The sequence below is a fragment of the Arthrobacter sp. K410C genome (assembly GCF_059090105.1).
Map to the genome: position 1 here is coordinate 1 of NZ_JBNHFJ010000001.1, position 22,842 is coordinate 22,842.

Genomic DNA, 22,842 nt, shown 5'->3' on the forward strand with positions numbered 1-22,842 from the left:
GACAAAGCTCGAGGGCCTGAGCCCGGTGCAATACCGTGCTCAGGCCCTCGCGGCTTAGGCTCTTACTTACCCAGTCCAACTTTCGGGGACCAGTTCAGAACGGGGCGCACCCTTTCTGTGTGGTGAGCACCAACTGCAGGTTCCATCTCCTGCAAATTCCGGCGCTGACACTGCGGAGTTTCACCCGGGCCGCCCTGTGGCGGAGTCCTAGACTTTCGCCATGCACCCCCTAATGGCGATCGGCTTGGTGCTCCTCACTGGCCTCGCCGGGATGGTGACCGTCCTGACGTTGCTGATTGTCTTGACCAAGGCGCGCCGGCAGCCGCCAGCTGAAGCCCGAGAAGAAGAGATGCCAGACATATCAGACGCCGCATGAGGCTGACGGGCTCGTTCCCGTGAGCTGGCTCAGGGGCATGGGCTGCCGCTATTGACTCCGGACAACCTCCGCGCTATACCTCAACTAAGTCCAGCAGCAGGCCCAGCATCAGCTCAGCCGGAGACCGCTGTGACAGCCGCCAACTACCCCAGCACACCGCATAAGTCTGCCCCTGGAGGGCGGGCGCGGGCCTCACCCACTCCCCTACGAACTCCAAGGTTCAGCCTGGGCTTACGTCCAGGCCCAATAGCCCACACCTTCCGGGCAAACGGCCGAACCCTTCAGTTCTAGGAGAGGAGTCGCAGTGGACGCGCTTCCAGCAGTGCTCCTTGTCATCGGTGCGGCCTTTGCCTGGATCGGCCTGACCGCTTTCGCCGCCCTCCACCTTCGCCGCAGACGGAACGGGTCAACACGGGTCGCTTCCGCAACGGGAGGAACGGACCACCACGTGAAGCCATGGGGCGCCCGACTTCACCGACACCGTGCCGCTGCCCGCCCTCGGAGGGTGAGCCTTCGACGGGCCCGGGGCAGCAGCACCACCCACCACTCCGGATAACCCTTAGGAGCAATCGTTGAATGCCGAAACGATCTTCGGATTCAGCCTCGGATACCTTGCCGTCCTGGTCGGCATCTTCCTCATCTACCTGCCGTATCTGATCCTTTTCGTACTGTTGCTGATAGCGGCCGGGATCCTGTATCTGCTGCTGTTGCCTTTCGCCCTGCTGGTGGGGAATCTGCGGCGACGCAGGCCGCGGCCAACGGAGGACAGCTCGTGGATCCTAACCCCGCGCGACAGGCAGCCCTCTGACCCGATCCGGCTGCCCCAACGGCACACTGCGGCGCCCCAGTGAGGTGATCCCCGCCAGAGCTGAAGGAGTGTTGCGTGACGACCGTGGGCCGGTTCCCCCAACCACTGGAACCGGCCCACGGCGGCGGCCTTCCCTGCTCGGGGCCGCCATCACCCGCCGCCACATCCTCGGGGCAGCAGGTGGTCCTAGCCCGCTTCCGGGCACGGGTCATCACCGGGTCTTGGCACGGGAGGAATAATGCCCCCAGAGGACGCGGAACGGCGGGTTAGCTCACCATCCACAAGGCGAAGGAGCTCCTGCGCCGCGGCCGACCTGTCCGTCTCGATCCTGAGGACGAACGCATGCCTTAGCCGGAGGAGTTCCGATACCGGCACGGCCGGCCGACCGGATGGTGGTTGACCTCAACGGCCCCGCGAAGGGCTACACGGTCCGCTACGTCCCGGAAATCATCCAGGACGGCACCGCGTTCACAATCCCGGTCTACGGCAACGCACGCCTGCAGGTCGTCGTGAACGCACCCTCCTACGACCAGAACGGCAACGTTACCTACAACCCGGCAGCGAAGGCTGAGCTGTCCAACGTGGCCGGCTACAAGACATTCCGGCAAGTGGTCTATGCGAATAGTTTCGAAGGTTCCACGAGTATCGGCCTGGGCGTCCGCGCCCGGCTGCCCTTCCGGGTCTTCACCTTGGACGGCCCAGGGTCCGGTTCCCGGCTGATTGTGGACGTCGCCCACTCCTGGTGACGAGCACGAAAGGTGCCGCGCTCCGCTGACCCGGGGTGCGGCACCTTTTCTGTCCGGCCAGGCTGTCCAGAGGCTACATCTGAAGCCGGAAGAAACTCTTCGGGTCGTCGGCGCCCAGTAGGCCGTGGTGGAAGACGATGGCGTCCACCGGCCGGGTGTCAACGAACAGGACCGCAACCTCCCGGGAGTGAACCACGGTGTAGCGGGTGAGGTCTTCCACCCACGAATGGATCCCGGTGTACTCCTGAACTTCCAACCCGTCACCGAGCAGGCCCCGCTCCTGAAGCAGGTCGTAGACAACATTCCAGGCGAGATCCAGTAGTTCGTGGATCGCCGCCTCAACAGTTGGAGCCGTCATAGGACCATGGTCCTCCCGGGCACCGACAGGACCGCGGAGCGACGCGCAGCTGTTAACGTGGAGGCATGACATTGGGGGATGCCGCTGTGGTGGCAATGGATCCGCGCGCACAGGCTTTTGGCTATGCGCAGCGCCGGGTGTGGGTCTTCTTTGCCTGGGGGTACGGGGCAATCATTGCGATAGCTGGCGCCGTCTATGCTGCATTGAGTGCACTCGTGGGTCAGGACCCGGAGACGGGGACGATCATGTTCCTGCTTGGTGCAGGGCTCTCAGTACTGGGCTGGCTGGTGACGTTGGGTGTCCGGTTCTCCAAAAAGACCCCGAAGCCTGCCTCCGACATCCCGCGCGTCGAGCAGGGCATCCGAATCAACCCCAAGGTCATTAAATTCTCCGTGGCCGGCGCCATCGTGATCGCTGCCGCCTTGATCCTGTTCACACCCAACGGCAGGTCTCCAGAGGTGCTCCCCATTACCGGGCTCATCGCCGCGGCACAGCTGAGCATCACCGGCGGCGTGGCCTACTCCGGGTGGCTGTTTAAGAACAGTGGCGAGCTGTACGCCCGCTGGCTGGAGCGCCGCTAAGTGGCCAACATTGAGGCCCGCCTCAAAAAGTTTTTGCGAAACGCCCACGCCAGGGTTTTCCTGATTGGCCTAGGCATGCTGCCGATCGGGTGGGTTCTTTTTGAACCCCTCGGCGGCCGTTCCAGCCAGGAGCAGTACCGCAGCAACGAGGACCTCTACACGTTGCTGTCACTGGTCGGCGTGCTGATTTTGGCCATCGGTTTGGTGTGCATCCTCGTCAGCATCTACGAGTGGGTGAGAGAGCTGTTTCGGGCAACGCGCGTGCGTTGAGCACTCCATACGCGTAAGGCTCCGGACCGTAAGGGGCCAGGGCCTTATGCGATGAGTTCCTAGTAGTCGATGGCCTTCCGGTCCATGGACTTCAGTGCGGCGAGTCGGGCTTCCACTTCGGTCTGCTCTCCGAGGTCTTCCAGGGATGCGAACTGGGCGTCCAGGGATGAGGCGGCGAGTTCCTGCTGTCCGCGGACGGTGGCTTCCTGGCGGCGGATGTTCTCTTCGTACCGGCCGATGGCCGAGGTCGGGTCTCCGGCATCCAGTGACTTGAGGGCGTCGTGGACCTGGGACTGGGCGGCAGCGACCCTGGCCCGGTTGACGAGCTGGTTCCGCTTGGCGGTCAGCTCATTGAGCTTGCCCCGCATCTGGTCCAGGCCCTGCTTGAGCTTGTCGACGACCTCGTTCTGCGCCGCCAGGCCGGGTGCCTGTGCCTTGGCGGTGGATTCGGCGGTCATCTGGCGCTGAAGGGCGAGCTTGGCGAGGGCATCGAACTTGTCGGCGTCCACACTGTTCCCGGCGGCGCGGAGCTCGTCGGCTTTGCGGGAGGCGGCGATGGCCTTGTTGCCCCAGGAGTTGGCGTCGTTCACAGCCCTGGCGTGGTCGTCCTCGGCCATGCGCAGGTTGCCGATCGTCTGTGCAACGGCTGCTCGGCTTCACGGATGTTCGCCGAGTAGTCCCGGACCATCTGGTCCAGCATCTTCTGCGGGTCTTCCGCGGAATCCAGGAGCGCGTTCAGGTTGGCCTTGGCGAGCTGGGCAACGCGGGCGAAAATACTCTGCTTCACGGGGGTCTTTCTATCGGGAATGATTCAAATTTTATGTGTACGGCAGCGCGGTGACCACACCCCGCACCCCTCGGCCCTACTACTCCCGCTGCCGGCGGCCGCGCACACGGATGACCTCGGCGATCCCGGCCAGGGCCAGCGGGAAGGCAACGGCGGCGGCCACGTGGCGCTTCAGGTCGTACGGGGAATCCAGCGTCGCCCAGCCCACCAAAATCCCCGGCAGCCCGACGCAGACGGTCACCCAGAGGGTGCTGCCTCGAAGGTGTGACCAGGTGGCGGCCGCGAGGGACAGCGCGCATCCGGCGAAGATGTAGCGGTTACCGACCCAGACCTCTTCCTGATCCGTCGAACGTGGCAGCCAGATGTGCCAGCCGGCGTGCCATATGCCGTAGCCGATCAGGACCAGCGAAGCGAGGACAAGCAGGAACCAGGCGAGCGTACTGATCCATCGCCGTTTTGCTTCTGACATGGCCTTGAACGCTGTCACCTTAGAGCGGCCCGTACCCGGCGTTGCCGTGGGGGTCACGCCAGGTGGCCAGGTCCTCTTCCACGGCTTTCCGCACGTTCGGGTCAGTGTGGAGCCGCCGACGGAAGGACTGCCGGGCCCGGCCCATCACTGTTGCGGGGGCTACGATGCACGCGCCCATGAGAGCCACGATGAGAAGGTACGCTCCGATCACTGCAACGCTTGTACCGTTCTCCACGGCGGTCGGGAGGGTTGTGGCCATACCGGCGCCAATGGCGGCGGACAGGACGGCGACTATGATGATGCCGCCGCGGGCGCTGCCAGGACCTCGTGTGATGAGCACTTTGTCCGCATTGGGCAGTCTGCCACGGACCCGCTTCCAGGCGATCAGGCCATGCACCAGGAGGGCGACACCCACGGGGCCGAGCACCAATACCGCGGCAGGGTGTCCATATACGGCTGAGAAGAATACGCCCGCCACGGCCAGGACAGGTCCGCCGGCGATCGCGCCACTCCAGGCCGCCGCCAGAGTGCCCTGGGCATCAGCCAGCTGCCGGAGGCGTGATGGGGCTTCCGTCGGAGTGACTCGGGCGAGTTCCGGGGAAAGCCAGTACTCGAGGGGGTGGGCCGGCTGCGCCGCTTCGTGAATAGGGTTCACTTTGGGCTTCCTTTCTGATCAACCGGAACAGTGGTTGCCCCACAGGTGAGTTGAAGTCCACCGGAGGTCTCCAAGCTGCAGTCCTGATCTTCCACCCGCGGCCAGCCGGAGATCTCGGGAGCGTCCCGGACCCGCTTGTAGTGGTACTCGTCGTGCTCCGTGTGGATGATGACGATGTCGCCGTCGAACCCATCCTGGGTGACAAGGACCGAGGTCCCGTCCGCGGCGGTGACTTTCACGGTGTCACTCACCCCGAACGCGCCAAGGACAGCGAAGAAAAAGTAGACGCCGAAAAAGGGAACGCAGGCCGCGGCGGCCACCCCGGTGGTCCAGCCGATGGTGCGCCGGCCGACCTTCTTGGGGACCCGGCTGATCAAGGCCGGGAGCAGGAGCGACAGCCCGACGGCCCCGGACAGGAGCGCCACAACCAGAAACCAGGAGGCGATGGAGTGCCCGGGAATTCCGATATAGAGGAGCAGTCCCTCCCGGACCGCTGCCCGGTATGCCGCATAAATGGCCTGGTACGCCCAGACGCACGGAGCCGCAGCGACGATGAGGCCGATCCCCCAGGCCTCGCGGCGGGTAAGGCGTCTCTTCCAGCCACTCACCGGCGGAACTTCAGCCGGTCGTCGGCCATGTCCGGGTCCCCGAGCCAGTACAGGAGTCTGCGGTCCGGGCCTCGGCCCTCGAAAGTCAGCTCAAACACCCGTCCACCTCCGGGTATTTGGCAGTAGACCTTGACCACTGGCTGAGCCCACATGAGTGATTGCTCCACCGACCACGTACCTACGTGGTCGGTTCGGTTCTCCCAGCGGAGTTTCGCTGTTTCGGCAAAGTCGTCGAAGAGGCCGTCAGGAACTCCATACCACGTGAGCGTCCCGTCCGGCCGTAACTCAAGGTCAGTCCTCTTCCCGTCTCCGTTGTCCGTGTGCCAGCTGCCAGTGACATCCGCTGCCGTCACGTTTTCAGGCGGCTGCGAGGGCTCCACAAGCCAGCACCCGGTGACGAGGGCGACAGTGGCGACCAGGCCCAGTACCCGCACGAGCAGCCTGCGCGGGATCATCATTTGGCGGCGGGTTCTTTGCGGCGGAAGGTCCCGGCGATAGAGAGCTTCTTGCCGTATTCGATGGAGCCGTAGCGGAAGAGGTGGACGGCGAGGTGGAGGATGAGGAGCCCGACGATGAACAGTTCGGCGATGACGATGGTGGCCTCCGTGCCGGAGAGGGTTCCGAAGCCGTTGCGGAGCATGGCGGTGACCGGTGCGGTCAGCGGGAAGTAGGTGAAGACCTGCACACGATCAGGGATTCCGGGTCGGAGATGATCAGGCTGTAGGCGTAGAAGGGGATGAACATCGCGGCCATGAGCGGGCCGAAGATGGTACCGGCTTCCTTCGCGGTGGGCATGATCGCGCCGATGGCTACGAGCACGCCGGTGAACAGGGTGAACCCGCCCAGGAGCAGCAGCGCGCCGATGATGAAGGGCCCGGGCTCGAAGACCAGGATGGACAATGGTCACGCCCAGTTGGACCTTCTGCTGCTGGCCGCCGGAGAGCTTGTCCAGCCGGGCCGTGGCTTTGTCGGCCAGGCCGACCCGCTCCAGGTAATCCTGGGACCAGGTCCGGGCCGCTGAATTGGACAGGCCCTTTAGCCAGCCGAAGTAAACCATCACGTCCAGGACGGCTTCCTTCTTGTAGAGGCCGCGCTCCTCCGGCAGGTACCCGAGGGGGGCACCGTCACGGGGTTCGAAGGTCTTCCCGCCGATGCGCAGGGTCCCGGCCGTTGGCTGGTAGATGCCCAGCAGGGCCCGCAGTGTCGTGGTCTTCCCGGAACCGTTGGAGCCGAGGAACCCGAAGGTCTCCCCTGCCCTCACATCGAAGGACAGGTCCTTGATGACCGTGGCGTCCCCGAAATCCATCCGGAAGTTTTGAATGTGCACAAGCGGCTCCGCCGCGTCCCCCAACGTCATGGCCCCAGCCTATCTGCCGTCGCCTCCGTCATTTATGACCGGCATGCGTAGCCCGATACTCACAGACGAAACGTCGCGCGATCCAAGGGCCAGGGACGTGTATGCCAAGTTTTGGACGAGGAAATCTTCGAGCTGCTTCTCCATCTGGAAGGCCAGCTGGCCCTGCAGCACGGTCGAGAGAGCCTGCACGAGGGACTCCGCGTGCGCGCCCAGTTGCGTGAGGGTGGTGACCTCGGCGTTGTGAGCCTCCAGCTGAAAGGCCGTCATGGCACCCCGGTGCTGGCGGCCAGGAGCGGGCTCATGTCGTCCCTGCAGGTCAAGCCCTTCCAAACTTAGTTGGCGCCGCGCCGATTTGATTGTCACGGCGCCAATTAACTTGTCAGTGGTGCCAACTAGGTCGTCAACTCACAGGTTTTCCAGTCCTGAATCGCCACTTCCGATCTCACAGGACGGACTTTAGAAGTCCCAGTCCTCGTCTTCGGTGTTGACGGCCTTGCCGATCACGTACGAGGAACCGGACCCGGAGAAGAAGTCGTGGTTCTCGTCGGCGTTCGGGGACAAGGCCGAGAGGATGGCCGGGTTCACGTCGGTGACGGAAGACGGGAACATCGCCTCGTAGCCCAGGTTCATGAGCGCCTTGTTGGCGTTGTAGTGCAGGAACTTCTTGACGTCCTCGGCCAGGCCCACGCCGTCGTAGAGGTCGTGCGTGTACTGGACCTCGTTCTCGTACAGCTCGAAGAGCAGCTCGAACGTGTAGTCCTTAATCTCCTGGCGGCGCTCCTCGGAAAGCGTCTCCAGTCCGCGCTGGAACTTGTAGCCGATGTAGTAGCCGTGGACGGCCTCGTCGCGGATGATCAGGCGGATCAGGTCGGCCGTGTTCGTGAGCTTGGCGCGCGAGGACCAGTACATGGGCAGGTAGAAGCCCGAGTAGAACAGGAAGCTCTCCAGCAGCGTGGAGGCCACCTTGCGCTTCAGGGGGTCATCGCCCTGGTAGTAGTCCATGACGATCTGGGCCTTCTTCTGAAGGTTCTCGTTCTCGGTGGACCAGCGGAACGCCTCGTCGATCTCCTTGGTGGAGGCCAGTGTGGAGAAGATGGACGAGTAGCTCTTGGCGTGCACCGATTCCATGAACGCGATGTTCGTATAAACGGCTTCCTCGTGCGGGGTCAGCGCATCGGGGATGAGGGAGACGGCGCCGACGGTGCCCTGGATGGTGTCCAGCAGAGTCAGGCCGGTGAAGACGCGCATGGTGAGCTGCTGCTCGGCCGGCGTCAGGGTGTTCCAGGACTGGACGTCGTTGGACAGCGGCACCTTTTCCGGCAGCCAGAAGTTGTTGACGAGCCGGTTCCAGACCTCCACGTCCTTGTCGTCCTGGATGCGGTTCCAGTTGATGGCCTCGACGTGGCTCAGAAGCTTGACCTTCTCGGTCATGTCATCCCCTCATTGTTGGGTGGTTCTCTAAGTTAAAGCGTACGACGGCGGGCGGTTGCCCGCCGTCGTAATCAACCTAAAACGGTTGTCATAGTGCGCAGCTGACGCAACCCTCAACCTCGGTCCCTTCCAGCGCGAGCTGGCGGAGGCGGATGTAGTAGAGCGTCTTGATGCCCTTGCGCCATGCGTAGATCTGGGCCTTGTTGATGTCGCGGGTGGTGGCGGTGTCCTTGAAGAACAGCGTCAGGGACAGGCCCTGGTCCACGTGCTGCGTGGCAGCAGCGTAGGTGTCGATGATCTTTTCGTAGCCGATCTCGTACGCGTCCTGGTAGTAGTCCAGGTTGTCGTTGGTGAGGTACGGGGCCGGGTAGTAGACGCGGCCGATCTTGCCTTCCTTGCGGATCTCGATCTTGGCGGCCACCGGGTGGATGGAGGACGTCGAGTTGTTGATGTAGGAGATCGACCCCGTGGGCGGGACAGCCTGCAGATTCTGGTTGTAGATGCCGTGCTCCATGACGGAAGCCTTCAGCTCGCGCCAGTCATCCTGGGTAGGGATGTGGTGGCCGGCGAACAGATCGCGGACGCGCTCAGTCTCCGGGAGCCATTCCTGCTCGGTGTACTTGTCGAAGAACTCACCGCTCGCGTACTTGGAATTCTCGAAACCGCCGAACTTCTGGCCGGTCTCGATGGCGAGCCTGTTGGACGCACGCAGGGCGTGGAACAGCACCGTGTAGAAGTAGATGTTGGTGAAGTCCAGGCCTTCTTCGGAGCCGTAGTGGACCCGCTCCCGCGCCAGGTAGCCGTGCAGGTTCATCTGGCCCAGGCCGATTGCGTGGGACTTCGCATTGCCCTCGGCCACGGACGGCACCGAGTTGATGTAGGACATGTCCGACACAGCACTGAGCGCGCGGATGGCCGTTTCGATGGAGGCACCAAAGTCCGGCGAGTCCATGGTCTTGGCGATGTTCATCGAACCCAGGTTGCAGGAGATGTCCTTGCCGACGGTCTGGTACGTGAGGTCCTCGTTGTACAGGGACGGCGTGGAGACCTGCAGGATCTCCGAGCAGAGGTTGCTCATGGTGATCTTGCCGGCGATCGGGTTGGCCCGGTTCACGGTGTCCTCGAACATGATGTACGGGTAGCCGGACTCGAACTGGATCTCCGCGAGGGTCTGGAAGAACTCGCGGGCGCTGATCTTGGTCTTCTTGATCCGGGAATCGTCCACCATCTCGTAGTACTTCTCGGTGACCGAGACGTCCGAGAACGGCACGCCGTAGACGCGTTCGACGTCGTACGGCGAGAACAGGTACATGTCCTCGTTCTTCTTGGCCAGCTCGAACGTGATGTCCGGAATGACGACGCCCAGTGAAAGGGTCTTGATACGGATCTTCTCGTCCGCGTTCTCCCGCTTGGTGTCCAGGAACCGGTAGATGTCCGGGTGGTGCGCGTGCAGGTACACGGCACCGGCGCCCTGGCGGGCACCAAGCTGGTTGGCGTAGGAGAAGCTGTCTTCGAGGAGCTTCATCACCGGGATGACGCCGGAGGACTGGTTTTCGATCTGCTTGATCGGCGCGCCGTGCTCGCGGATGTTGGTCAGCGACAGGGCCACGCCGCCGCCGCGCTTGGACAGCTGCAGCGCGGAGTTGATGCCGCGGGCGATCGACTCCATGTTGTCCTCGATGCGCAGCAGGAAGCAGGAGACGAGTTCGCCACGCTGCGCCTTGCCGGCGTTGAGGAAGGTGGGCGTTGCGGGCTGGAAGCGGCCGTCAATGATTTCATCCACCAGGCGGGTGGCAAGTTCCTCGTTGCCGCGGGCCAGGTGCATGGCCGCCATGCAGACGCGGTCCTCGTAGCGCTCCAGGTAGCGCTTGCCGTCGAACGTCTTCAGCGTGTAGGAGGTGTAGAACTTGAACGCGCCCAGGAAGGTCTCGAAGCGGAACTTCTTCTTGTAGGCACGGTTGAACAGTTCACGGATGAAGTTCATCGTGTACTGGTCCAGTGTTTCGCGCTCGTAGTACTGGTTCTTCACCAGGTAGTCGAGCTTCTCCTCCAGGTCATGGAAGAACACGGTGTTGTTGTTAACGTGCTGCAGGAAGTATTGGTGGGCGGCCTCACGGTCCGCCTCGAACTGGATTTCGCCGCTGGGTCCGTAGAGGTTCAGCATGGCGTTCAGCTCGTGATAGCCCAGGCCCTTGTAGGCGGCCGGCAACTCCGGCTTCTTGGCCCTGGTTACTTCTGTGTCTGCGACAGTCGTGTCCAAAACGTGTCCAATCCCTGGTTGACCCTGGCAACGTCTTCCGGCGTTCCCATGAGTTCGAATCGATAAAGGTGGGGTACCTGGCATTTGGCGGCGATGATGTCCGCTGCCAGGCAGTAGTTGTCCCCGAAGTTTGTGTTGCCGGCCCCGATCACGCCGCGGAGCAGCTGCCTGTTCTGCGGGTTGTTCAGGAACCGGATGACCTGCTTTGGGACGGACCCCTCTCCCCCGGTGCCGCCATAGGTGGGCACCACCAGCACGAACGGCCGGGTGGCAAGCAGGGGTGCGTCCCTGGAGTAGAGCGGGATCCGGGCCACCTCGCGGCCGAGCTTCAAGACGAAGCGGCTGGTGTTCTCGGATGCCGAGGAAAAATAGATGAGCTGGCTGTCTGTCCGGACTGGTTCCGGGCTATTCAGGAGCCGGGCCGGCGGGGACACCTCCACGCGCTGAGCCGCGTGGATCTGCGAAGCCGTGTAGCCTTGCTGTGCTGTTGGTGCTGCCGTGGGAGCCACCTCAGCTGGTTGATTGTTGCCGGCAGGAAAAGCAGGGCTCCTAGGCCACGGAGGAAACGGCCGAGAGGGCCAGTTCTTCGATCTTGTCCGGGCGGAAGCCTGACCAGTGGTCCTGGTCGGTGACCACAACGGGTGCCTGCATGTAGCCCAGGGCCTTCAGGCGCTCGAGGGCCTCGGCGTCCTGGGAGATGTCAACGCTCTGGTAGGTGATGCCCTTCTTGTCGAGCGCACGGTAGGTGGCGTTGCACTGAACACAAGCAGGCTTGGTGTAAACCGTTACGGTCATGGTCGCTGTCCCCTTTTGTCGAAATCGTCGCTGGCCCGGTGTCCCCGTCCAAGCTGTATGTCGATACTACATGTAGTGCAGACGCCTCTTTGGAACCCCAAGATGATGTATTACAAGTATGTCATTTAATGCACCGTTAATCCACAGGCAGGCCCCTTCAAAATGTCCGGAATCACGGCTTTTTCACGGACGGAATCCACACCCTGTGGAGTAGTTAGGCACAATTAACGCCCAGCGTGTCGCGCGAAAGACGGCGTGTCGTGACCTCCGTGCCGGACTGCGAAAGGGCCGAAAAGGGGCTCCGAAGTGACCTTCGGAACCCCCTTGGTGACCAACCGCACACGCCATGGCGGCCACTTGTACTGACGCCTGGAGGCACCCGACCCCCATCACCACCCCTAGTAGCTGCAGCCGCACAATTGCCTGTAGAGGGGAGGCGGCTTCTTCGCCAGCTGCTCCCGGAGTAGTGTGGGCTGGTGGTAAATCCGGTACACCTGAAGACCCTGATGGAGGTCACGCGGCTGGGCTCGTTCGCGGCTGCCGCATCAACCCTTGGCTACACGGCTTCGGCCGTATCGCAGCAGATGTCCGCCCTGGAGCGGGACACCGGGGTGGTCCTGTTCCAGCGTTCGGCGCGGAGCGTGGTTCCCACGGAAGCCGCCGTCGTCATGACCCGGCACGCAGCCAAGGTGCTGACGGACATCGAAGCGCTGATGGCTGCCGCCGCCAAGACCCAGGACAGCACCAGCCAGGAGCTCCGGCTGGGAATCTTCCCCAGCCTTGCCACATATGTCCTGCCGCGGATCCTGAAGAATCCGGCGTGGAAGAACCTGGGCATCGACCTCAGGGTGTCCGTGGCCGAACCAGGCCAGACCATTCAGGGGCTGCGCACCGGCGGCGACCTGGACCTTGCCGTGGTGTTCCAGGTTGGCCAGACCGGCGTGGCCTGGCCGGCCACCATCAACCGGCAATGGATCGGCGACGACGATTTCCGGGTGGTCCTGCCCGCCGGCTGGGGTTTCCGGCCGGACGCGAAGGTGGCGGCGGACCATCTCTCCGAGATGCCGTGGATCATGCACCATCCCGGGACCAGCGACGCCATGGTGATCGAGCGGCTCTTCGCCGGCTGCAACCTCCATCCCCGGGTGGTGGCGCACAGCGACGACTTCCACGCCAGCCTCGAAATGGCTGCCGCGGGGCTGGGGGCGGCACTGGTGCCCGAGCTCGCGCTGCGGAACAAGCCTGCCGGCGTGGTGGTCCTGGACGTTCCCGAGATCCGGCTGGCCCGCAACGTCTTCGCGCTGCTGATTAACGACAGGAAAACCGCCCGGGTGCAGCTCTTCGTCGACCTGCTGGCCGAGACCCTGGCCGGGATGCGGGCGTCGGTGAATTAGGCCTGAATGCTGGAATGCACTGCTCTTCGGGTCTATGTTGAGACTATGAGCAAGGTAGCGAGCCAGCACTTTGGAGAGATAGAGCTCAACCACGGCAGGGACCACTCCATCGCCGCGAAGCATGAGCTGCGCGGCCATCCGCTGGAACTCGACCTGAACATCACCGCCCACGACCACTTCGACGAAGCCGCACTGCGCAAGGTGGACTACCGGCTGCGGTTCCTGCCGGAACTGGTGGACGAAGTCCGGGACATGATCGCCGAGGAACTGGAGCAGGAAGGCACCAGCCCGCAGGAGTACCTGCATTTCCACTGCAATGCCCTCAAGGACGAGCACCTGCAGAAGGTCTTCGGCGTGGAGGAACGCAGCCAGCTCACCAACGCCGTGTTCCTCAAAGCATTGAAACTGGGGCATGTGGGCATCTACCCCGGCCAGCCCGAACGCTACTTCGTTTTGGATTTCACCCTCGGCGAGCACTTCACGGACGAAGTCCTGGTGGCCTCCGCGGATGAGGACGGTGTTGTTGACGACGAGATCCTCTGGGAGTCCTGAAACACCTGCTTGTTAAAGCACGACGCCGGCCGGCCACCTTTCGGTGACCAGCCGGCCGATCGCCCGCCTCTCAGGTCCGGCGCGCTGGGCGCACCGGACCTTGAGTCTCTGCGGGCTCTCTTAGTTCCCTATTTGGCCGATTCCAGCAGTTCCGCGCGGACCGTCTGGGTTGCCTTGACCAGGTTGCGCAGTGACTCTTCGGTCTCGGCGTAGCCGCGGGTCTTCAGGCCGCAGTCAGGGTTGACCCAGAGCTGGCGGGACGGGACGTGCTTCACGGCGGTGCTGAGCAGTTCGGTGACTTCCTGCTCCCCCGGTACGCGCGGCGAGTGGATGTCGTAGACACCGGGGCCGACGCCGCGGCCAAAGCCGTGCGACTCAAGGTCGTGGACAACCTCCATGCGGGAGCGGGCCGCCTCGATGGACGTCACGTCGGCGTCGAGGCCGTCGATCGCGTCGATGATCACCCCGAACTCCGAGTAGCAGAGGTGGGTGTGGATCTGGGTGGCGTCTTGGGCGCCCGCGGTCGCGAGCCGGAAAGAGTCCACGGACCACTTCAGGTAGTCGGCGTGGTCGGCCTTGCGCAGCGGAAGGAGTTCGCGCAGCGCAGGCTCGTCCACCTGGATGACCTTGATGCCCGCTGCTTCGAGGTCGGCGATCTCGTCACGCAGCGCCAGGCCAACCTGGTTGGCGGTCTCCGCCAGCGGCTGGTCGTCGCGGACGAAGGACCAGGCCAGGATGGTGACCGGACCAGTGAGCATGCCCTTCATCGGCTTGCTGGTCAGGGACTGTGCGTACTTCGCCCATTCCACCGTGATGGGGGCGGAACGTGTGACGTCTCCCCAGAGAATGGAGGGGCGGGTGCAGCGTGAGCCGTAGGACTGGACCCAGCCGTGCACCGTCACGTCGAAGCCTTCGAGGTTTTCCGCGAAGTACTGCACCATGTCGTTACGCTCGGGCTCGCCATGAACCAGGACGTCGTAGCCCAGTTCTTCCTGCAGGTCCACCACGCGCTTGATTTCATCCTTCATGAGCTGCTGGTACTGCTCGTCGCTCAGCTCGCCCTTGGTGTTGCGGGCACGGGCCGAGCGGATTTCGGACGTCTGCGGGAAGGAGCCGATGGTGGTGGTGGGCAGCGGCGGCAGGTCCAGCGCTTCCTCCTGGGCGGCTGCCCGGACCTCGTACTCGGCGCGGGTGAAGTCGGCGGCGGTCAGGGCTTCGGTGCGGACCCGCACGTCGGCGCGGCGCACGCCGTCGGCGGTGGCGCGGGAAGCGATGACGGCAGTTGCCTCGTCGATCGCGGCCTTCGCGGAGGCGGGATCCGCCAGGTAGGACGCCAGGGTCTTCACCTCGACGGCCTTCTGGTCGGAGAACGCCAGCCAGCTGCGGAGCTGTTCGGACAGCTGGGTTTCCTCGGCGACGTCGTGCGGGACGTGCTGGGTGGAGGTGGACGTGGAGACGGCGATCCTGCCGGCGGCAGCCTTCAGTGCGTCCAGCTTCACGGCCGAAGCGGCGAGGTCGTTGCGCCAGATGTTGTGGCCATCAACCACACCGGCAACCAAGATCTTGTTGCCCAGGCCCGCAAGGGCTGCCTCGGACGGAACGGCGCCCTTGAAGACGTCGATGTGCAGGGCCTCGACGTTGGTCGCCGCGAGGGTACCGAGCTGGTTGTCCAGGGAACCGTACGGCGTGGAAACGAGGATCTGGGGGCGGTTGGCGGCAGCGGTGAGGACCTCGTAGGCCCGTGCCACCCCTGCTTCAACTTCAGCGGCCGGGGTGTCCTGGTCAACGACCAGTGCGGGCTCATCCAGCTGGACCCAGCTGGCACCGGCGGCAGCGAGCTTCTCCAGTAGCTGGACATAGACGGGCAGGATGTCCTCGAGGCGGGACAGCGGCGCGAACCCGGCCGGGGCGTCGTCGGAGGCCTTGGACAGCAGCAGGTAGGTGACCGGGCCAACGATGTAGGGGCGGGTCTCGATGCCGTTGGCCAGGGCGTGGGCAAACTCGTCCACCTTGGCGGTGGAAGCCAGCGTGAACTTGGTCTCCGGACCGATTTCGGGAACCAGGTAGTGGTAGTTGGTGTCGAACCACTTGGTCATTTCCAGCGGCTGCTGCTCCTTGTTGCCGCGGGCCAGGGTGAAGTAACCGTCGATGTCGAGCTGGCCCTCGGCGTTGAGGAGCTGGCCGAAGCGGGCGGGCACGGCACCGAGGTGTGCGGTGGCGTCCAGGACCTGGTCGTAGTAGGAGAAGGTGCCGGGGACGGCTGCGGCCTCGGTCAGGCCGAGTTCCTGCAGACGCTTTGCGATGGTCAGCTGGATGTCCTTGGCTGCGGCGTCCAGGGCGGCAGCGTCGATCTTGCCGGCCCAGTAGGCTTCGATGGCCTTCTTGAGCTCGCGGCGGCGGCCGATGCGGGGGTAGCCGAGGAGTGAGGCGGACGGGAAAGGAGTGTTCTTTTCAGTCACGGCTAAGTCCTAAAGTTCGTAGTGCTGTGCATCGAAGGCACAGGGAGAAAGAGGGCAGCGCGGAGCTGCCGGACGCGGACAGCGTTCAGCTGTCAGGCCGGCAAGCGTGCTGCGTTAGCTGGCGAGCTGGCTGCGGACCGTTGAGGCCGCGCTGACGCCGGCACGGCCGCGTCGCGGAAGGGCGAGCTTGTCCAACACCTCCAGCGCGCTTTGGTGCTCGTTGAAGGTGTAGATGTGGATACCCGGCGCCCCGGCATCGAGGGCTGCGTTGGAAAGGTCGACGGTGGCGTCGACGCCTATGTGGAGTCGTTCCAGGTCGCTGTCGGCCGCCGCCAGCCTGGCCATCAGTTCGGGAGCCGGTTCCACGCCGGTCAGTTCACCCAGGCGGTTGAGCCGGCGGAGGCTGGTCAGAGGCATGACACCCGGGATGATCGGGATGGTGACCCCGGCCCGGCGAGCCCTGGTGAGGAGGTCGGCGTACTGATCCGCGTGGAAGAACACCTGGGTGATGGCGAAGTCGGCACCGGAACGCTGCTTGGCGAGCAGCACCTCGACGTCGTGCTCCTCGCTCGGCGATTCGGGGTGGCGCGCAGGGTAAGCCGCCACGCCAACGGCGATCTTTCCGGCACAAAGTAATGCCGAACGGCGCTGCTCCACCCGGCGGATGAGCTCGATCAGGTCCTGGGCATAGCGGAGCGAGCCGTCCGTATGCTGGCCGTCGCTCGGCAGGTCGCCGCGCAAGGCCAGGATGCCGCGCACCCCGGTGTCCAGCAGCTGGCCGATGACGCCCGCCAGTTCCTGCGGCGTGTTTCCGACGCAGGTCAGGTGGGCCAGTGGCCGAAGCGTGGTTTCGAGCAGGAGCCGGTTGATGAGCTCGACGGCGGTGTCCCGGTTGGATCCGCTGGCACCATACGTGACGGAGACATAGTCCGGCTCGGTGGTTTCGAGTTCACGGATGGTGGTCCAGAGCGTCTCTGCGGCTGCCGGCGAACGGGGCGGGAACAGCTCGTAGGAGAGCGCCACCGGAGCGGCGTCGGATAGATTCGGATGTGTCTCAATAAGGCTAGGTGGTGACATTTGCGTCCTTGGCTTTGGGCCATTGAGGTCTGCAGCCACAAACGTGACGGCAGTCGGCAATGAATTGAGTTTGGGGAACACACGGGAGAACTCCGCAGGACGCAGCCGCGACTGTTGCGCCTGAAATGAAGTTGTCCGTGAGCAAATGTCAGGCCCACATGGGGGCACCCACACCCTCCGGCACGGAGGATCGCTGACACGTTACCGCGGTAACTTGTATAAGACTCTAGGAGCGGGCGCCCGAGCATTCAAGTTGGCCTCCGAATTAAGACGCAGTCTTACGCCTTGTTTCATTGCTGAAACGGAATTTTCTTCGCCTGGATGGCTGCTTTCGCCTCCGGCTGCAGTCGTCCCCCGGGCCCTGCCCACACCTGGACAGTGATTGTCGCCTGCTGCAGCGCTACCAGGGTCGGTCAGGCCTCGTCTCCCCGCCGGTATCGCGCAGGTAGTCATCCCGCTCGCGGGCCGCGTTGCGTTCGCGCTCCGCCTGCCGGGCATTCTCCTCAAGCTGTTGCAGTTGGCTTTGCCGCGGAGAAGGCTGCTCCTCGGAGCTGTCCTCCTGTTGCGGGTCTCCCGGCGCCTCTGCCGGCTCCGCTGCGGCGGCAAGTTTCTCGGTCAGGCGACGCTCAGCCTCGGTCAGCTGCTTGCCGGCGTCCCGGGCATGGGCCCCGGAAAAGCATCCCGCCGGCGCAGCCTCCGCCACGTCCAGGGCTTCCGCATAAAGGGCAGCGGCCGACGACGGGTCCTCCGCCCGCAGCCTGCCGTCACCGATCATTTCAGTAGCGAGGCTGAGATTGACCCGTACGATGCAGTCGTCAAAAGAGCCGACCGGCGCGCCGGCCAGTGCGTCCTGGAAGAGGATCCGGGCGGCAGGGTAGTCTCCGGCCAGGGCTTTGGCGTCGCCGGCTGCGAACGGAGCCTTGTGCCGTTCGACGACGTTGGCCAGGTTCAACCCGTCAGCTGCCGCTCTGACAGCTGCAGCGTCTTTGGCGGCATATGCTTCCGCGGCCTGGCCGGCAAGCAGCCCAAGGCTGAAGAGCTTTGCGGCGATGCCGACTAGAACCAGCACCGGTACGGCGGACCACAGCAGAAGCCGCCGGCGGCGCAGCCGGATCCTGCTGTCCTCCGACGCGGCATGTGCCGGAATGGAAGGAATCATCGAACGTCCTCCCTGGCTTCGCCGGGGCGCCGGTCCATGCGGCTCCCCGCCGCGGCTCCGGGTGCCTTGGCGGGTTGCAGGGCGCGGAACCTGCGAATGACCACGCTGAATTCCACCAGCGCCAAGGCAAACGCGCAGGCCGCGAAGACCCAGTACAGCTCTGTCCTTCCCGGCAGCGAGGAATCATTCGAGGAAGACCCGGGGGTGCCGGGGCGGGCCTGCTGCAGCATGGGTGCAGCGGGATCGCCGGCAGCCCGGTGCACATACGGCACCTGCAGCTGCGACGCAATCTCCCGGAGCCTGCCTTCGTCGATGACCGATACTGCATCCCGCCCCTCCGCGTCCCGGACGTACCGGGAGTCCCGGGCGCCGCCGTCGGACGCCATGCCTGTGTTCTCCTTCATCCGTCCGCCAGCCGGGGTACCGTAACCGAGCACCGCTCCCCCGGACACCAGGCCGTTGCCCAGGCCCAGCGGCTGGGGTGCAGCGGAGCTGGTCTGCTCGCCATCGCCCAGGTAGAAGACGAGCCGCGGCCGTTCAGGGTGGCTGTCGCGTGCTGCGGCAAGGCGTTCGGCGAGAACCTGCCTGGCCGCGCTGATGCTGCTCCCCTTGGCGTAGGCAGTGACCTGGGGCTCGAGGACAGACGTGATCGTTTCCAGGGCAAGGGTGTCGGTGGTCAGCGGCATCCGGATGTGACCTTCGGTGTCAAACGTAAGCACGGAGAAGCGTGCACCCGGCAGCTCTGCCGCGATAGCCATGATGTCCCGCCGCACGCCGTCCATCCGGGTCCCGTTCCCGTGGTCTTCGGCCATCATGCTGGTGGTGGTGTCCACTACGAAGAACACGTTGAGGTCCGACGTCGCCGCCTGGGCTGTACCGCCGGGCAGGCCCGGACGGACCAGGGCCAGGAGCAGGAGCGCTGCCAGCAGGCCGCGGCGCAGCCAGGCACGCGAGGGCATCCTCAGGGGAATCCGCAGCCCGCTCATAGCCGCAACCGCCATAACGCGATGCACAGGACCAGCCCCGACAGGAGCGCAGCCGCCAGCGGGACCGCCGGCTCATCCGAGACAACGGCACGCGGAGCACCCTTAATTGCTGCTGTCTCCGTCTCCTCCACCGCCGACACTATCCCCGGGATGGCATCCGGATTGTCCAGCGCGTAATAGGCTCCGCCGGTGGATTCTGCGGCCGTCCGGAGCTGGGCGCCGGGCTGGCCGGAACCGGCGCCGTAGTCGAGGTCAGCCGGGTTCAGCGCGTAGACCCGTACGGCCCGGCCCGCCGCCAGCTGCGCAGCTTCCGCCAACGTCATGATGGGCTCGCCGGACAGGAGGTTGTCCGTGGCAAGGACCACCGACCGCGAGCGCTGGGAAGTGCCTGGTGCACCGCCGGCGCCGTTGTCCGGCTCCGGGAAACTGTTCAGGCAGGATGCCAGCCCGTCACCGATCAGGGACGAGCCGCGGCCGCTCCAGGTGCCGTCGAGGAACCCGGAGCTTCCGGGCTTTCCATCGAACGCGTCCCTCGCCAGCTGCAACTGTTCCTGGACGTAGCCGTAGTCATCAGTCAGGGGAAAGACCTGGATGGCCGTGCTGTCGAAAATGGTCAGTCCGATCCGTTCGCCGTCGAATCCGCGGGCCAGCCCCGCGTAGGTGTCCACCACCGCCGCGTCAGCGCTGCTCATGGAACCTGACGCGTCCAGGCACAGCATGATGTCCCGGTTGTGCTGTTCCGGCCGGACCATTGTGAGGCTAACCGGTCGGGCCGCCGCCACAGCTGTGGACACCAGGACTGACGCGCAGGCGAGTGCAGCAACCGCCAGCCACCGCCGGTGGCGGCGCAGCGCGGCCTGGTATTCCGGCAGCAGGGTGAGCCGGCCAGCGTGCGCTGCGGGCCGACGTCGGCCGCTGCCCTTGGTGCCGGCCCGGAAAGCGGCTATGCCGACGGCAGCGGCGGCGACCACCGCCAGCGGCAGCAGCCACCAGAACATCAGCCCCATGTGCTCACCGTCTCCCGTGCCCTGGCAGCGGCGTTGGCCACCGGGGGCAACGGCTCCTGGCCGAATTCACCCGGATATAACGCGCCGACGGCGGACGCGGCGGCAGGCAGCGGGTGCCGCTCCAGGTCCTGCCGGGTCATCCGGAGTGCGTCCACACCTGAGGCGTCCCGGATGAAGCTGCGCAGCAGGCGGCTGATCTCCTGATGGCTGGCACGCACGCCGCGGTGGCCGGCCGCGGCCTCGCGTTCCACGTCGTCGATGCGTTGCAGGTAGGCCGCCTTGAGCGCGGGAAGCTCAGTGAGGGGTACCGGGGGCGGGCTGTGTGCTGCCGTCCGCGGATGCCGGGTCGCAGCAAAGACGAAGACGTACCAGCTTGCCGCCACTGCCAGGAGTGCCACGCCGGCCCACATCCATACCGGGCTGTACTGGAGCGGCCCGTAGAAGTCGGGTTCAGCCGGCACGGCGGTGCCTCTCCAGGAGCGCGAACAGCGCGGTGACCACGTCCTGGCTGCCGCCCACTTCGCCTTCCGTGATGCCTGCCTGCCGCAGCATCTCCCTGCGTGCGGCATCCCGCTCGGCGAGCGCCTTCCCGTACGCGGCCACGACGGATGCGGACTGTGCCAGGTGCGCGGGTAGAAGGGTGGAGTCGGCAACGCTGTAGAAGTCCGCGACGGCGCCGCCCGGGCCGGGTTGCCTTGGCGCCAGTTCCGCGTCACGCACCGTGAGCCATAGGATTTCGTGCTGCGCGCGAAGGCGGCGCAGCAACCCGGCCAGGGCAGGGGTGGCGGCCACTTCGTCCGCGACGACGAACAGCAGGTTCCGCCCCTTCACCGTCCTGGCCACCTGATCCAGCTGGTCTTCGATCCTGCTGGGTGCCGCCCCAATACCGGAGTCCCCGTGCACCTGCCGGAGAAGCCGCTCCAGATGGGCCTCGCCCGCCTTGGCGGGAATGGAACGGGTGCCGGAGGAGTCGCCGCTGACCAGCCCCACCACGTCGCCATGCCGGTGGGCCAGGTAGCCCATCACCCCGAGTGCCATGACGGCGATGTCCTTCTTCGCCTCGCCCGTCCGGGAGACGGCCGCCATGTTGCGTCCGGTATCGGTGAGCAGCAGGAGCGTCTGGCGGCGGACCGCAACGTACCGTTTGATCAGCGGCGAGCCGTGGCGCGCCGACGCCTTCCAGTCAATGTCCCGGACCTCGTCTCCGGGCACGTAGGCGCGGAGATCGTCAAAGTCCAGGCTCCGGCCGCGGAACACTGACCCGTACTCGCCGTCGAGCAGGCCGCGAGCTTTGCGGTGGGCGAAGATCGCCATCTTCGATTTCACCCGCAGGAGGAGGCTGGCCATGCCGGCCTCAGGGGGTCTGGACGGCAGCGACGACGGCGTCGATCACCGATTCCACGGGCACCTGCTCGGCCACCGCATCGAAGTTGAGGATCAGCCGGTGGCGCAGCACCCGGTGGGCCAGCGCCTTGACATCCTCCGGTATGACATGGTCCCTGCCGTTCAGCAGGGCGACGGCCCGAGCTGCCTGGCTGAAGGCGATGCTGGCACGCGGGCTGGCGCCGAATTCGATGAATCCGGCGAGCCGCTGGTCGATGTACTGGTGGGCGTTGCGGGTGACGAAGACCAGCCCCACGATGTAGTTGATGATGGCGGGGTCGATGTAGATGCGGCGGACGATCTCCTGCACTTCGGCCACCGAATCCAGCGATGCTGCTGCCGCGGGTGCCTGCTCCGGAGTGTAGACGCCGGCGTCGATCCGCCGGATGATTTCGGCTTCCTCGGCCTGGGACGGGTAGCCCAGCACGTCCTTGAGCATGAACCGGTCCATCTGGGCTTCGGGGAGCTGGTAGGTGCCTTCCTGCTCAATCGGGTTCTGGGTGGCGAGCACCAGGAACGGTGACGGCAGCCTGTAGTCCTGGCCGCCGATCGAGGTTTGGCGCTCCTGCATTGCCTCCAGCATGGCGCTCTGGGTCTTGGCGCTGGAGCGGTTGATCTCGTCCAGCAGGACGATGTTGGCGTGGACCGGACCCAGCTGCGTGATGAAGGTCCCCTTGGCGGCGTCGTAGACCTGCGTTCCCACGATGTCGCTGGGCAGCAGGTCCGGGGTGCATTGGATCCTGCGGAAGTCCGCGCTGACCGCTTCAGCCACCGTTTGCGCCGCGGTGGTCTTGGCAAGGCCCGGGACGCTTTCCAGCAGGATGTGGCCACCAGTCAGCAGCCCCACCAGCAGTGACTCCCGCAGCCGGGACTGGCCCACGACCTTGGCTTCAAAGCTCCGGGAGATACTGGCGGCCACCTGTTGTGCCCGTGCCAGCTCCGCCGGTTCGATCCTCGCGGACGCACTGGTTTGAAGCACTGTCAATCCCCCTGGTGGCTGTTCGCGGCCGTGCCTGCCGGACGGCTGCACTCCGCCGCCATCCTATCCAAGTCCCAGGCCGGGGTTCCGGCAATGGGGACCCCTCCCCATCAGGGCTGCGCAGGTCTATCCTTTTGCCATGATTGAGCTTCCAGCCAGTTACAAGGAATTTCTTGCCGATAAGAGCGAGATGTTCGTCAGCACTGTAAGGCCTGTCCTGATGCAGTCCGCAGCAGACAAGCTCCATGGGGTCCGGGTAACCTACAACCCCGGCTCCACCGGCCACCAGGCCCACCTCGATGACAGCATTCCCTACGGGGTTGTGGTCGAGGACATCGACTGAGC

At 64.9% G+C, this 22,842-nt stretch carries 27 protein-coding genes and 3 pseudogenes; 9 read left to right on the forward strand and 21 right to left on the reverse strand.

Features of this window, described 5'->3' with window-relative positions; genetic code table 11:
* Nucleotides 1-220 precede the first annotated feature (220 nt).
* The 3 genes and pseudogenes from AC5RU7_RS00005 to AC5RU7_RS00015 form a co-directional block, all read left to right on the forward strand.
* A complete protein-coding gene (locus AC5RU7_RS00005; protein WP_494050588.1) occupies nucleotides 221-376 on the forward strand; it encodes a hypothetical protein in 156 nt (51 codons plus the stop codon).
* A 572-nt stretch (nucleotides 377-948) separates the two neighbouring features.
* A complete protein-coding gene (locus AC5RU7_RS00010) occupies nucleotides 949-1,227 on the forward strand; it encodes a hypothetical protein (RefSeq protein ID WP_494050589.1) in 279 nt (92 codons plus the stop codon).
* Nucleotides 1,228-1,567: 340 nt separating this feature from the next.
* Nucleotides 1,568-1,930: pseudogene (locus AC5RU7_RS00015) on the forward strand (AMIN-like domain-containing (lipo)protein); the annotation flags it as partial.
* A gap of 73 nt (nucleotides 1,931-2,003) precedes the next feature.
* On the opposite strand, the gene AC5RU7_RS00020 reads toward AC5RU7_RS00015, so the two are convergent.
* Nucleotides 2,004-2,288 (reverse strand): hypothetical protein, encoded by a 285-nt coding sequence (locus AC5RU7_RS00020; RefSeq protein WP_494050590.1) that lies wholly within the window; start codon nucleotides 2,286-2,288, stop codon nucleotides 2,004-2,006.
* A gap of 65 nt (nucleotides 2,289-2,353) precedes the next feature.
* On the opposite strand from AC5RU7_RS00020, the gene AC5RU7_RS00025 reads away from it, so the two are divergent.
* Nucleotides 2,354-2,869: a hypothetical protein gene (locus tag AC5RU7_RS00025; RefSeq protein WP_494050591.1), complete on the forward strand. Its 516-nt coding sequence runs from the start codon at nucleotides 2,354-2,356 to the stop codon at nucleotides 2,867-2,869.
* Nucleotides 2,870-3,139: a hypothetical protein gene (locus AC5RU7_RS00030; RefSeq protein ID WP_494050592.1), complete on the forward strand. Its 270-nt coding sequence runs from the start codon at nucleotides 2,870-2,872 to the stop codon at nucleotides 3,137-3,139.
* A 59-nt stretch (nucleotides 3,140-3,198) separates the two neighbouring features.
* Here AC5RU7_RS00030 and AC5RU7_RS00035 read toward each other — a convergent pair.
* From AC5RU7_RS00035 to AC5RU7_RS00070, 8 genes and pseudogenes are all read right to left on the reverse strand, one after another.
* Nucleotides 3,199-3,926 (reverse strand): annotated as a pseudogene (locus tag AC5RU7_RS00035) (PspA/IM30 family protein).
* 79 nt (nucleotides 3,927-4,005) lie between these two features.
* The gene (locus tag AC5RU7_RS00040) at nucleotides 4,006-4,395 is read right to left on the reverse strand and encodes a hypothetical protein (protein WP_494050593.1); all 390 of its coding nucleotides are present in this window, start codon (nucleotides 4,393-4,395) and stop codon (nucleotides 4,006-4,008) included.
* A gap of 19 nt (nucleotides 4,396-4,414) precedes the next feature.
* Complete coding sequence (locus tag AC5RU7_RS00045) at nucleotides 4,415-5,050, reverse strand: hypothetical protein (protein ID WP_494050594.1); 636 nt, start codon at nucleotides 5,048-5,050, stop codon at nucleotides 4,415-4,417.
* Entirely contained in the window at nucleotides 5,047-5,658 is a 612-nt protein-coding gene (locus tag AC5RU7_RS00050) for a hypothetical protein (protein ID WP_494050595.1), read from the reverse strand. The genes AC5RU7_RS00045 and AC5RU7_RS00050 overlap by 4 nt, the downstream gene beginning before the upstream one ends.
* Entirely contained in the window at nucleotides 5,655-6,116 is a 462-nt protein-coding gene (locus AC5RU7_RS00055) for a hypothetical protein (RefSeq protein WP_494050596.1), read from the reverse strand. Before AC5RU7_RS00055 ends, AC5RU7_RS00050 begins: the two co-directional genes overlap by 4 nt.
* The gene (locus AC5RU7_RS00060; protein WP_494051365.1) at nucleotides 6,113-6,343 is read right to left on the reverse strand and encodes a hypothetical protein; all 231 of its coding nucleotides are present in this window, start codon (nucleotides 6,341-6,343) and stop codon (nucleotides 6,113-6,115) included. The genes AC5RU7_RS00055 and AC5RU7_RS00060 overlap by 4 nt, the downstream gene beginning before the upstream one ends.
* The gene (locus tag AC5RU7_RS00065; protein WP_494051366.1) at nucleotides 6,316-6,558 is read right to left on the reverse strand and encodes a hypothetical protein; all 243 of its coding nucleotides are present in this window, start codon (nucleotides 6,556-6,558) and stop codon (nucleotides 6,316-6,318) included. The genes AC5RU7_RS00060 and AC5RU7_RS00065 overlap by 28 nt, the downstream gene beginning before the upstream one ends.
* Nucleotides 6,551-7,015 (reverse strand): annotated as a pseudogene (locus tag AC5RU7_RS00070) (ATP-binding cassette domain-containing protein); the annotation flags it as partial. The gene AC5RU7_RS00065 and the pseudogene AC5RU7_RS00070, both read right to left, overlap by 8 nt.
* A 111-nt stretch (nucleotides 7,016-7,126) precedes the next feature.
* Here AC5RU7_RS00070 and AC5RU7_RS00075 point away from each other — a divergent pair.
* Nucleotides 7,127-7,351, forward strand: coding sequence for a hypothetical protein (locus AC5RU7_RS00075; RefSeq protein WP_494050597.1), 225 nt, complete (start codon nucleotides 7,127-7,129; stop codon nucleotides 7,349-7,351).
* A 120-nt stretch (nucleotides 7,352-7,471) separates the two neighbouring features.
* On the opposite strand, the gene nrdF is transcribed toward AC5RU7_RS00075, so the two are convergent.
* From nrdF to nrdH, 4 genes are all read right to left on the reverse strand, one after another.
* Nucleotides 7,472-8,446 carry a class 1b ribonucleoside-diphosphate reductase subunit beta gene (gene nrdF / locus AC5RU7_RS00080; RefSeq protein WP_494050598.1) on the reverse strand — a complete coding sequence of 325 codons (975 nt, stop codon included), beginning with the start codon at nucleotides 8,444-8,446 and terminating at the stop codon, nucleotides 7,472-7,474.
* An 88-nt stretch (nucleotides 8,447-8,534) separates the two neighbouring features.
* Nucleotides 8,535-10,655 carry a class 1b ribonucleoside-diphosphate reductase subunit alpha gene (nrdE, locus tag AC5RU7_RS00085; RefSeq protein WP_494051324.1) on the reverse strand — a complete coding sequence of 707 codons (2,121 nt, stop codon included), beginning with the start codon at nucleotides 10,653-10,655 and terminating at the stop codon, nucleotides 8,535-8,537.
* 20 nt (nucleotides 10,656-10,675) lie between these two features.
* Entirely contained in the window at nucleotides 10,676-11,146 is a 471-nt protein-coding gene (gene nrdI / locus AC5RU7_RS00090) for a class Ib ribonucleoside-diphosphate reductase assembly flavoprotein NrdI (RefSeq protein WP_494051325.1), read from the reverse strand.
* A gap of 109 nt (nucleotides 11,147-11,255) precedes the next feature.
* Nucleotides 11,256-11,501, reverse strand: a complete 246-nt coding sequence (gene nrdH / locus AC5RU7_RS00095; protein ID WP_013601222.1) for a glutaredoxin-like protein NrdH — start codon at nucleotides 11,499-11,501, stop codon at nucleotides 11,256-11,258.
* A 476-nt stretch (nucleotides 11,502-11,977) separates the two neighbouring features.
* On the opposite strand from nrdH, the gene AC5RU7_RS00100 reads away from it, so the two are divergent.
* Together AC5RU7_RS00100 and AC5RU7_RS00105 are read left to right on the forward strand one after the other, a co-directional pair.
* Nucleotides 11,978-12,895: a LysR family transcriptional regulator gene (locus AC5RU7_RS00100; protein WP_494050599.1), complete on the forward strand. Its 918-nt coding sequence runs from the start codon at nucleotides 11,978-11,980 to the stop codon at nucleotides 12,893-12,895.
* A 45-nt stretch (nucleotides 12,896-12,940) separates the two neighbouring features.
* Nucleotides 12,941-13,447 (forward strand): DUF2004 domain-containing protein, encoded by a 507-nt coding sequence (locus tag AC5RU7_RS00105; protein WP_494009368.1) that lies wholly within the window; start codon nucleotides 12,941-12,943, stop codon nucleotides 13,445-13,447.
* A gap of 128 nt (nucleotides 13,448-13,575) precedes the next feature.
* Here AC5RU7_RS00105 and metE read toward each other — a convergent pair whose 3' ends face one another.
* From metE to AC5RU7_RS00145, 8 genes are all read right to left on the reverse strand, one after another.
* Entirely contained in the window at nucleotides 13,576-15,906 is a 2,331-nt protein-coding gene (gene metE, locus AC5RU7_RS00110; RefSeq protein WP_494050600.1) for a 5-methyltetrahydropteroyltriglutamate--homocysteine S-methyltransferase, read from the reverse strand.
* 114 nt (nucleotides 15,907-16,020) lie between these two features.
* Complete coding sequence (locus AC5RU7_RS00115; RefSeq protein ID WP_494050601.1) at nucleotides 16,021-16,983, reverse strand: methylenetetrahydrofolate reductase; 963 nt, start codon at nucleotides 16,981-16,983, stop codon at nucleotides 16,021-16,023.
* A 400-nt stretch (nucleotides 16,984-17,383) separates the two neighbouring features.
* The gene (locus AC5RU7_RS00120; RefSeq protein WP_494050602.1) at nucleotides 17,384-18,142 is read right to left on the reverse strand and encodes a hypothetical protein; all 759 of its coding nucleotides are present in this window, start codon (nucleotides 18,140-18,142) and stop codon (nucleotides 17,384-17,386) included.
* Entirely contained in the window at nucleotides 18,139-19,128 is a 990-nt protein-coding gene (locus AC5RU7_RS00125; protein ID WP_494050603.1) for a VWA domain-containing protein, read from the reverse strand. Before AC5RU7_RS00125 ends, AC5RU7_RS00120 begins: the two co-directional genes overlap by 4 nt.
* On the reverse strand, nucleotides 19,125-20,135 hold the full coding sequence (locus tag AC5RU7_RS00130; protein WP_494050604.1) for a vWA domain-containing protein: 1,011 nt from the start codon (nucleotides 20,133-20,135) through the stop codon (nucleotides 19,125-19,127). The genes AC5RU7_RS00125 and AC5RU7_RS00130 overlap by 4 nt, the downstream gene beginning before the upstream one ends.
* Nucleotides 20,126-20,596, reverse strand: a complete 471-nt coding sequence (locus tag AC5RU7_RS00135; protein WP_494050605.1) for a hypothetical protein — start codon at nucleotides 20,594-20,596, stop codon at nucleotides 20,126-20,128. Before AC5RU7_RS00135 ends, AC5RU7_RS00130 begins: the two co-directional genes overlap by 10 nt.
* Nucleotides 20,586-21,482: a DUF58 domain-containing protein gene (locus AC5RU7_RS00140; protein WP_494050606.1), complete on the reverse strand. Its 897-nt coding sequence runs from the start codon at nucleotides 21,480-21,482 to the stop codon at nucleotides 20,586-20,588. The genes AC5RU7_RS00135 and AC5RU7_RS00140 overlap by 11 nt, the downstream gene beginning before the upstream one ends.
* A gap of 7 nt (nucleotides 21,483-21,489) precedes the next feature.
* Nucleotides 21,490-22,497 carry an AAA family ATPase gene (locus AC5RU7_RS00145; protein ID WP_494050607.1) on the reverse strand — a complete coding sequence of 336 codons (1,008 nt, stop codon included), beginning with the start codon at nucleotides 22,495-22,497 and terminating at the stop codon, nucleotides 21,490-21,492.
* 139 nt (nucleotides 22,498-22,636) lie between these two features.
* Between AC5RU7_RS00145 and AC5RU7_RS00150 the strand changes: the two genes are divergently transcribed.
* Entirely contained in the window at nucleotides 22,637-22,840 is a 204-nt protein-coding gene (locus AC5RU7_RS00150) for a hypothetical protein (RefSeq protein ID WP_494050608.1), read from the forward strand.
* The last annotated feature ends 2 nt before the right edge of the window (nucleotides 22,841-22,842 follow it).

Coding starts and splice junctions, on each gene's coding strand:
- AC5RU7_RS00005 (WP_494050588.1), top strand. CDS start 221: ATGCACCCCCTAATGGCGATCGGCTTGGTGCTCCTCACTGGCCTCGCC.
- AC5RU7_RS00020 (WP_494050590.1), bottom strand. CDS start 2,288: ATGACGGCTCCAACTGTTGAGGCGGCGATCCACGAACTACTGGATCTC.
- AC5RU7_RS00025 (WP_494050591.1), top strand. CDS start 2,354: ATGACATTGGGGGATGCCGCTGTGGTGGCAATGGATCCGCGCGCACAG.
- AC5RU7_RS00040 (WP_494050593.1), bottom strand. CDS start 4,395: ATGTCAGAAGCAAAACGGCGATGGATCAGTACGCTCGCCTGGTTCCTG.
- AC5RU7_RS00055 (WP_494050596.1), bottom strand. CDS start 6,116: ATGATGATCCCGCGCAGGCTGCTCGTGCGGGTACTGGGCCTGGTCGCC.
- nrdF (WP_494050598.1), bottom strand. CDS start 8,446: ATGACCGAGAAGGTCAAGCTTCTGAGCCACGTCGAGGCCATCAACTGG.
- nrdH (WP_013601222.1), bottom strand. CDS start 11,501: ATGACCGTAACGGTTTACACCAAGCCTGCTTGTGTTCAGTGCAACGCC.
- AC5RU7_RS00105 (WP_494009368.1), top strand. CDS start 12,941: ATGAGCAAGGTAGCGAGCCAGCACTTTGGAGAGATAGAGCTCAACCAC.
- AC5RU7_RS00115 (WP_494050601.1), bottom strand. CDS start 16,983: ATGTCACCACCTAGCCTTATTGAGACACATCCGAATCTATCCGACGCC.
- AC5RU7_RS00120 (WP_494050602.1), bottom strand. CDS start 18,142: ATGATTCCTTCCATTCCGGCACATGCCGCGTCGGAGGACAGCAGGATC.
- AC5RU7_RS00125 (WP_494050603.1), bottom strand. CDS start 19,128: ATGAGCGGGCTGCGGATTCCCCTGAGGATGCCCTCGCGTGCCTGGCTG.
- AC5RU7_RS00130 (WP_494050604.1), bottom strand. CDS start 20,135: ATGGGGCTGATGTTCTGGTGGCTGCTGCCGCTGGCGGTGGTCGCCGCC.
- AC5RU7_RS00140 (WP_494050606.1), bottom strand. CDS start 21,482: ATGGCCAGCCTCCTCCTGCGGGTGAAATCGAAGATGGCGATCTTCGCC.
- AC5RU7_RS00150 (WP_494050608.1), top strand. CDS start 22,637: ATGATTGAGCTTCCAGCCAGTTACAAGGAATTTCTTGCCGATAAGAGC.